Consider the following 8,574-nt stretch of genomic DNA (forward strand, 5'->3'; position numbering starts at 1 on the left):
GAAGAAATACTAGCTACTTTTGTTGCTTATAGGTCAACCGCTACATCTACACCACCTAGGCCCATGTGTTAATTAACCACAAAGTAGATATGCAGCTGATATTTATTGACCTGCCCCACCGTTGGGCGGCTCTTAAACCTTTCACCCTTACCCGACCAGTGGCTACACTGCGGGTTGGTATTTGCACATTAAGCGAGAAGTGGAAAATGCACCTGAGCGAGCACATCGATCATGGTGGATCATCGTACCTTACTGTACCTTACCTGCAAGCAAAGTACCCGCTGACTATTGAAGAAAATAACTTAGTACTGAATCCGGCGGTGTGCCCTGATGCTTCCCTGGTTCGTATAATTAAACAATTAGCCCCTCGTACTATGCTCTGCCAGGGAGATTGTTTTATTGCGGCTCACATACCAGGCGACGATTTACAATCATTAATCAGTGATAATATTCAGTTAAACGATCTACCCGATCAGTTGTCTAAGTACCATAGTACTTCCTATGCTGATCCCATTGTAGAGATTAAGCACGTTTGGGATATCTTCCAGCAAAACGGCAGCCAAATTGAAGCTGATTATACTCACCTAACCCGTAATCGTTCTTCCGCAACTATTACCGACATCCACACTCGCACCTACGGTGATTCACAAATCTTCATTGAAGAAGGGGTAAATAGTAAAGCAGCTATTATTAATGCTGAAGGCGGTCCGGTGTACTTAGGTAAAAATACTACCATCCATGAAAATGCCGTAATCAAGGGACCGTTTGCCATGCTGGAGGGTGCCCACGTGAACCTGGGAGCTAAAGTTCGAGAAGCAACTACCATTGGGCCGTACTCTAAAATTGGGGGCGAGGTAAAGAATATTGTGGTCCAAGCCAACAGTAGTAAAGGACACGAAGGCTTTATGGGTAATTCCGTTATTGGCGAATGGTGCAACTTTGGGGCCGATACCAATACTTCCAACCTGAAAAACAATTACCAATCAATAAAAATGTGGGACTATCAAGCCCGAGGGCTGAAAGATAGTGAGCAAACTTTCTGCGGGTTGATGATGGGCGACCATAGTAAGTGCGGAATCAATACCATGTTTAATACTGGTACTACGGTAGGAGTATTTGCCAACCTGTTTGGGGGAGGCTTCTTGCCCAAGTTTATTCCCTCATTTTCCTGGGGCGGGAGCGAGTCATTAGTAGAATTTCGATTTGATAAAGCAGTAGAAGTACTGGAGAGAGTGTTAAGCCGTCGTAATCAAGTTCCCGAAGCGGAAGACTTAGCAATTTTAAAGTATATTTGGCAACACCGCGCTCAAGAATTTTCAGCGCAAGAGTAGCGATGAAGACAAATCGCTTTTGGAATTCATGATAAAGAAGCTTACCTATCTCCGACTCACGCAAATGAGTTATTTGTTTATCCTTTTAGCTATCATCGGATGTGATTCGGATGGTCAACCTCAACCTCCCCTTACCCCTTCTACTCCTACTTTAGTTTTAACAGATACACAAGAGTATTATCTCAAGATCAGTCTTGGTACTGAATTAACCCAAAATTCTTCGGTAGTTAGAAAATGGGGGCAGGATTTAAAAGTATATGTTGTTGATACTACTTTTACCGAACTAATGAAGGAACTCAGGCAGATAGTAACCGAAATCAACGACTTGAGTACTTCAGTGTCACTGAATTTAGTGAGTACTCGAGCCGAGTCTAACTTTCTGATCTACTTTGGTGACGGCCAGACATACGCTACTAACTACGAGCCCGCTGTGGCTTCGTTTGTAGAGAGTAACTGGGGATTACTATGGGTCTACTGGAATGCTAATCAGGAAATTTATCGGGGCAGTATGTACGTAGATACGGAACGAACCGAATCACTCGATTGTCAAAAGCATTTGCTAAGAGAAGAATTAACCCAGTCTTTGGGCTTAATGCAGGATACTAATGACTTTCCCGCTAGTATCTTCTACCAATCCTGGACCTGTAGCCCTCAGTACGCTGATATTGACCGAAAGCTTATCCAATGGCATCTTAGTTCAGAGATTAAAGCTGGAATGGATCGTGCTAATATTATCACTTTGTGGCAACCTTAACTAAGCTTGATTCCCAAATAATAACAGCTCACACCACTTCTTTTCATTTATTGTTGCTTCTCTGTAACAATCCTGAATAAAACCTAGTACTCTGAATGATTCATAACACTCACGTTTTTGTAGATTAACTCTCATGGCCCAGCGTTTAATTTTTGTTATTATTTGTCCTTTGTTAATCATACTATCTAACCCGATATTTTCTCAAAATACAGGGGAGATCAGTGGCTTTGTACGGGATGCCCGCACTGAAGAACCCCTAATTGGAGTAACCGTACGTTTGGAAGATGGTGCGCTGGGAAGCACTACTGATATCAATGGTTTTTATACGATTGAAAATATTCCTACGCAGTCGTTTAATGTTACGGCTTCTTATGTTGGTTATCAGTCAAGTACACGCTACAATGTAGTTGTTCGCTCAGGGGGTAACCCTAACCTAAACTTTACACTGGAAGAAGCGGTAGATGAACTGAGCGAAGTAGTAGTGCAGGCCAGTCCGTTTGAGAAACGATCTGAAACTCCTAATTCCATTCAGCGGCTATCGCAGGAAGAAATTGCCACTTATCCCGGAGGGAACAATGATATTGCTAAGGTAGTGCAGTCCCTACCCGGTGTATCGGGTTCGGTAGGTTTTCGTAATGATGTTATTATTCGAGGAGGAGCTCCTAATGAAAATGTGTATTACCTCGACGGTGTTGAGATTCCGAATATTAACCACTTTGCTACCCAGGGCAGTGCCGGAGGACCAGTGGGCTTGCTTAACGTTTCCTTTATTGAAGGAGTGACTCTAAGCACCAGTTCCTTCCCCGCTCAGTACGATAATGTGCTATCGGGAGTGCTTCAGTTCGATCAGCGGAATGGTGATCCACAAAACCGACGACTTAATTTCCGGTTAGGAGCTAGTGAAGCCGCTCTTACGTTGGAAGGCCCGTTATTCAAGAAACCGGCCGAAGATTCCTTAGCCAATACCACCTTCATTTTTTCGGTACGCCGCTCTTATCTTCAGTTCCTGTTTCAACTGATTGACCTACCTTTCTTACCCGATTACTGGGATTATCAGTACAAAATCAACCATAAAATTGACGACCGTAACGAAATCAATCTAATTGGTATCGGTTCGCTAGACGATTTTCAGATTAATCCACCCGATGATATTACGCAAGATCAACAGGCTACGCTAGATCAGGTTCCCGTTATTCAGCAGTGGACGAGTACAATTGGAGTAAGCTGGCGGAAGCGATTTCGGGAAGGTAAAGGATTCTTCCGAGCTACCCTGAGCGGAAATATTCTTAACAACGACTTCCGGCAGTATGCCGATAACGTTAACGAAACTGACCTAGTTTTCAGCAATGAGTCCGAAGAAGATGAAAATAAGCTACGGTTTGAGCTAACCAATTTTCTTAACGATTGGACACTCAATAGTGGATTCTTAGCTCAATATTCTCGCTACGAGAATACTACCACCGATATAGTCAACAATGTATCGTTCGAAACCAATCTAGACTTTTTCCGCTACGGAGTATTTGCTCAGGCTTCGCGCTCGTTTTTCAATGAGCGTTTCACACCTTCGTTCGGCTTTCGAGTAGATGGCAACACCTTTACCGATGATGGAAATAATGTGCTAAACACCTTCTCGCCCCGCGTTTCGCTGGCGTATAACGCTTCACCACGGTGGACACTCAATGCTTCTTGGGGGCGATACTACAAGATTTTACCCTACACCGTGTTAGGGTTTCAGAATCAGGACGGTGAATTTGCCAACCGCGACGGTGATTACACCCGAAGCGATCACTACGTAGCGGGCTTAGAGTTTTTACCCCGTCGCTCTACTCGATTGACTTTAGAAGGCTTTTATAAAGACTACGCTGACTACCCAATATCAGTGAGAGACGGAGTTTCACTCGCTAATCTGGGAGGAGATTTTTCGGTACTAGGCAACGAAGAGATAATCACCGACGGTCGGGGCCGAACATACGGACTAGAATTTTTGCTACAGCAAAAGCTGACCCGCAACTTCTACGGCATTCTGGCTTACACCCTTTACTGGAGTGAGTTTACCGGAATTGATGGAGTCTATCGCCCTTCACTTTGGGACAACCGGCACTTGTTAACGTTTACCGGCGGCTACAAGCTCCCGCGCAATTGGGAGATAGGGCTACGCGTTCGCTATTTAGGCCCGGCACCCTTTGCCCCAGTCGATCTAGAAACCTCTACGGATACTTATCCTATTTTCTTTTTTGACTATGATGAACTTGGCGATACTCGTTTAGGTGCCTTCAACCAGACTGATATTAGAGTTGATAAAAAGTGGAACTTTACCAGATGGACACTAAACCTGTTTCTTGAAATTCAGAATGTGTTAGGAAGTAACCTACCGCAGTCCCCCTCTTACGTATTGGCCCGCACTGATGCCGGACAAGTTGCTCAACCGCGTAATCTAGTAGAAATAGATGAAGCCGATAATAGTGCCACTTTGCCCACTATTGGCGTTGTGATTGACTTCTCATGGTAATACATTAATTATCACTCTTCGTTCCGTTTGAGCTTTTCGCTGTGTTTTACGCGGCAAATACTACATATGTACTATTTAACCAGTAGCTCCCCCCTATTTTTAACTGAACCCCAGTAGGTTCGTAGACTAGTGAGTACACGTACTACCTAGCAAAATATCATAATTTATTCACATAACTTATCGAATTAATCTAGCAATGCAGTGAACTTATAGCACTGATTTTGGTAGAAATAACTCATAAGCCACTTTAATTTTATTGTCTATGTGTGGAATTGTAGCCTATATCGGACACCGACACGCTCATTCAGTTGTACTGAAAGGTTTAAAACGCCTGGAATACCGAGGGTACGATAGTGCCGGCTTGGCGCTGATGAATGGTAGTTTATCAGTATATAAAAAGCAGGGAAAGGTTCTAGATTTAGAGAATTACTTACACAAAGTAGGGCAAGATAAATTACACGCTTCGCTTGGTATTGGACATACCCGATGGGCCACCCACGGCGAGCCTAATGATGTGAATGCCCACCCGCACTATTCGGGCAATAGAGAGCTAGCGATTATCCACAACGGAATTATTGAAAATTACGATGCTCTGCGGACTGAGCTTATTAGCAAAGGTCATCAGTTTGAGAGTGAAACCGATACTGAAGTGTTGATTCACTTTATTGAAGACATTAAGGAGCACGAAGACCTTTCATTGGAAGAAGCAGTGCGTGTGGCTTTAACGCGCGTAATTGGTGCCTACGCGATTTGTGTAGTTTCCGCCGCGGAACCTAATACACTGATTGCCGCCCGGAAAGGAAGTCCATTGGTGTTGGGCTTAGGAAAAGGCGAGTTCTTTCTGGCATCGGATGCCACTCCAATTGTAGAGTATACCAGCGATGTAGTGTATTTGAATGACAATGAAGTTTGCGTTATCAAAAATGGAACATTCACTATTAAAGATATTCATACTGAATTGGAGACTGCGCCCTACATTCAAACGTTGGACATTGAATTAGAGGCGATTGAGAAAGGCGGGTTTGAGCATTTTATGCTGAAGGAAATTTACGAACAGCCTAAATCCATTAGTGATTGTATGCGTGGACGTTTAAACGCTGAAACCAGTACCATGATGCTGGGCGGTATCCGAGAATATATTGATAACATGGTGGATGCCAACCGCATAATCATTATTGGCTGCGGTACCTCTTGGCACGCCGGACTGGTAGCTGAGTATATTTTTGAAGATTTGTGTCGTATTCCGGTAGAAGTAGAGTATGCTTCTGAGTTTCGCTACCGAAACCCAGTAATCAATCCGGGCGATGTAGTGATTGCTATCTCTCAATCGGGTGAAACAGCGGATACCTTAGCCGCCATTGAATTGGCCAAAGATCAGGGTGCTATTGTATTAGGAGTTTGCAATGTAGTAGGCTCCTCTATTGCTCGAGCCTCGCACGCCGGTTCATATACGCACGCTGGCCCCGAAATTGGGGTTGCTAGTACTAAAGCATTCACTGCTCAGCTCACCGTATTAACTATGTTTGCCATACTAGTTGGTCGTAAAAAAGGAACGTTAGACGAAGCTTTCTATCAGATGCTGCTGCAAGAAATGGATCAAATACCAGAAAAGGTAGAAAAGGCACTGAAGCTAAATGCTCACATCAAGTACATCTCGGAAGTTTACAAAGATGTCTCTAACGCTATTTACCTAGGGCGAGGTCATAACTTTCCGGTAGCTTTAGAAGGTGCGTTAAAGCTGAAAGAAATTAGCTACATTCATGCGGAAGGCTATCCCGCCGCAGAAATGAAGCACGGCCCTATTGCTTTAATTGATAAAGAGATGCCCATTGTAGTAGTTGCTACTCAAGACAGTTCTTATGAGAAAGTGGTTTCCAATATTCAGGAAGTGAAAGCCCGCAAAGGGCAGGTGATTGCGGTAGTTACCGAAGGTGATACGCTGATTGCCAACATGGCCGACCATGTACTGGAGATCCCAGCCACGAATCAGTTACTCACCCCATTAGTATCGGTGATTCCGCTTCAGCTACTATCTTACCATATCGCTGTGCTACGGGGCTGTAATGTGGATCAACCTCGGAATCTAGCTAAATCAGTGACTGTAGAATAAAATATAGGTGAAAGGTAGAGGGTATAAGGTTTAAGGTACTCTTTGGCAAACGCTTTTGTCTAATTTAAACCTTTAACCCTTCACCCTCAACCTTTCGACCACTGAATTAAGCTGTTACACTAACTGGCACTACCACTTTGGTATCTTCCCAAGCCATGATCATCTCGGTACCAGCCTCGTTGAACATAATAGTGAATGGCTCGTATGTTTCTTCGGTTTTAGAGGTTGGGGCTTCTACCCGAAGGGCATCTTTCTTATCATCGTAATTATAGTGACCCCACTCGCCCAAAGCATTGTTAAAAATTACTGTCCATTTGCCATCTTCGGGAATAGCGTACATAGAATAAGTCCCGGCTTCTAAGTTTTGCCCTCCGATAGATAAATCTTCAGTAAGGGTAATTTCAGTGGCTTCGTTAGCTCCTAATCGCCAAACTTCGCCGTAGGGAACCAATCCGCCAAATACTTTCCGGTCGCGCTTGTGCGGACTAGAGTAGACTACTTTAACGTAGGCATCGCCTTGTTTCATTGCCGCCACACTCATGGGGCTAGGTTTGGGTTCTAATGCCTTTTGGGCTAATACCGTTTGATTAAGGAAGCAACAGAGAGTAAAAGCAAGAGCAATGTAAAGAGAATTTAGTTTCATTTTCAATAGATTAAGTTATGAATTTAGAACAAAGTAAATACAAGCTTGTTCAGGATTAGTTTATCGTCTTACGGCCATAGTTTGTTTCACACATTCAGTATTTAATTATATTCACCCAGTGTAGATAGTCAAGTTCTGGAAATAATACGATTAGCTACAGCAGCTAATCGTCATTTATAAGACAGAACTCGGTTAAACAATATTTACCTCCGGTTGAATCAGAATACCAAACTTTTCTTTTACTGACTGCTGAATGTCATAGGCCAGTTTTTTCACTTCTTCTCCCCGGGCCGATCCGAAGTTTACCAGTACCAAGGCTTGGCGGTTATGCACTCCTACGTCGCCAAACCGTTTTCCTTTCCATTCTGCTTGCTCAATTAACCAACCCGCCGGAACTTTAACGTCACTTTCTGATACTGGATAGCCAGGGATTGATGAGAATTGCCGCTGTAACTCTTCAAACTTAGCTTGTGAAACTACCGGATTCTTAAAAAAACTTCCCGCGTTGCCGATTTCATTAGGATCGGGTAATTTACTCTGCCGAATATGAATTACCGCTTCACTAACATCGCGAATACTCGCCGACTTCACCCTGGTTGATCCCAGACGATCAGTAAGCACTTCTTCAATGGCTCCGTATGACGTATTGACTTGGGGTTGTTTACTTAAGCGGAAGTTCACCGAGGCAATAATATACTTCCCTTTGTAGATATTTTTGAATACACTTTCTCGATAGCCGAACTTACATTCTTCAGCATCAAAGGTACGAGGTTCAGCAGTTTCAATATCAACAGCTTCCAGTTGAGTAAAAACATCTTTAATTTCTACTCCGTAAGCCCCAATATTTTGCATAGGAGCCGCTCCTACTGTTCCAGGAATTAACGAGAGGTTTTCAACTCCGCCCCACCCCTGATCAATGCAGTACATCACCAGCTCGTGCCAGTTTTCGCCCGCCCCCACTTTAATCCACACGGAACTAGCATCTTCCTCTACCACCTCAATACCTCGGATATCCATCTTCACCACTAATTCTACTTCTGACGAAGTGAACAGCACGTTGCTCCCGCCGCCCAAAATGAGCTTAGGAACTTCTTTCCACCGATCTTGCTTCAACACCTCCTTTAGTTCTTCTACTGAACCAACCCGCACAAAGTGACGGGCAACAGCGTCTATTCCAAAAGTATTATAGGCTCTTAATGAGATATTTGAGGCTACTTTCATTCCACA

At 43.7% G+C, this 8,574-nt stretch carries 6 protein-coding genes; 4 read left to right on the top strand and 2 right to left on the bottom strand.

Annotated elements, in window-relative coordinates; all coding sequences use genetic code 11:
- Positions 1-89: 89 nt before the first annotated feature.
- The 4 genes from WBA23_RS16430 (at position 90) to glmS (ending at position 6,704) form a co-directional block, all read left to right on the top strand.
- The gene (locus WBA23_RS16430) at positions 90-1,331 is read left to right on the top strand and encodes a putative sugar nucleotidyl transferase (protein ID WP_424583373.1); all 1,242 of its coding nucleotides are present in this window, start codon (positions 90-92) and stop codon (positions 1,329-1,331) included.
- A 28-nt stretch (positions 1,332-1,359) separates the two neighbouring features.
- Entirely contained in the window at positions 1,360-2,085 is a 726-nt protein-coding gene (locus tag WBA23_RS16435; RefSeq protein ID WP_424583374.1) for a DUF2927 domain-containing protein, read from the top strand.
- Positions 2,086-2,254: 169 nt separating this feature from the next.
- Positions 2,255-4,594 (top strand): TonB-dependent receptor, encoded by a 2,340-nt coding sequence (locus tag WBA23_RS16440; protein ID WP_424583375.1) that lies wholly within the window; start codon positions 2,255-2,257, stop codon positions 4,592-4,594.
- 262 nt (positions 4,595-4,856) lie between these two features.
- Complete coding sequence (gene glmS, locus WBA23_RS16445) at positions 4,857-6,704, top strand: glutamine--fructose-6-phosphate transaminase (isomerizing) (protein WP_424583376.1); 1,848 nt, start codon at positions 4,857-4,859, stop codon at positions 6,702-6,704.
- 106 nt (positions 6,705-6,810) lie between these two features.
- Here the strand turns inward: glmS and WBA23_RS16450 are convergent, their stop codons facing one another.
- Both WBA23_RS16450 and murB read right to left on the bottom strand, forming a co-directional pair.
- Entirely contained in the window at positions 6,811-7,347 is a 537-nt protein-coding gene (locus tag WBA23_RS16450; protein WP_424583377.1) for a DUF2911 domain-containing protein, read from the bottom strand.
- Positions 7,348-7,539: 192 nt separating this feature from the next.
- Positions 7,540-8,574 (bottom strand): UDP-N-acetylmuramate dehydrogenase (gene murB / locus WBA23_RS16455; protein ID WP_424583378.1); only part of this gene is annotated, 1,035 nt, incomplete at its 5' end.

The organism is Tunicatimonas sp. (assembly GCF_049647865.1).
Taxonomy (GTDB): Bacteria; Bacteroidota; Bacteroidia; order Cytophagales; family Cyclobacteriaceae; genus Tunicatimonas.

What these genes read in the sequence shown, in the direction of transcription:
- WBA23_RS16430 (WP_424583373.1), top strand. Translation starts at nt 90, where the DNA reads ATGCAGCTGATATTTATTGACCTGCCCCACCGTTGGGCGGCTCTTAAA.
- WBA23_RS16435 (WP_424583374.1), top strand. Translation starts at nt 1,360, where the DNA reads ATGATAAAGAAGCTTACCTATCTCCGACTCACGCAAATGAGTTATTTG.
- glmS (WP_424583376.1), top strand. Translation starts at nt 4,857, where the DNA reads ATGTGTGGAATTGTAGCCTATATCGGACACCGACACGCTCATTCAGTT.
- WBA23_RS16450 (WP_424583377.1), bottom strand. Translation starts at nt 7,347, where the DNA reads ATGAAACTAAATTCTCTTTACATTGCTCTTGCTTTTACTCTCTGTTGC.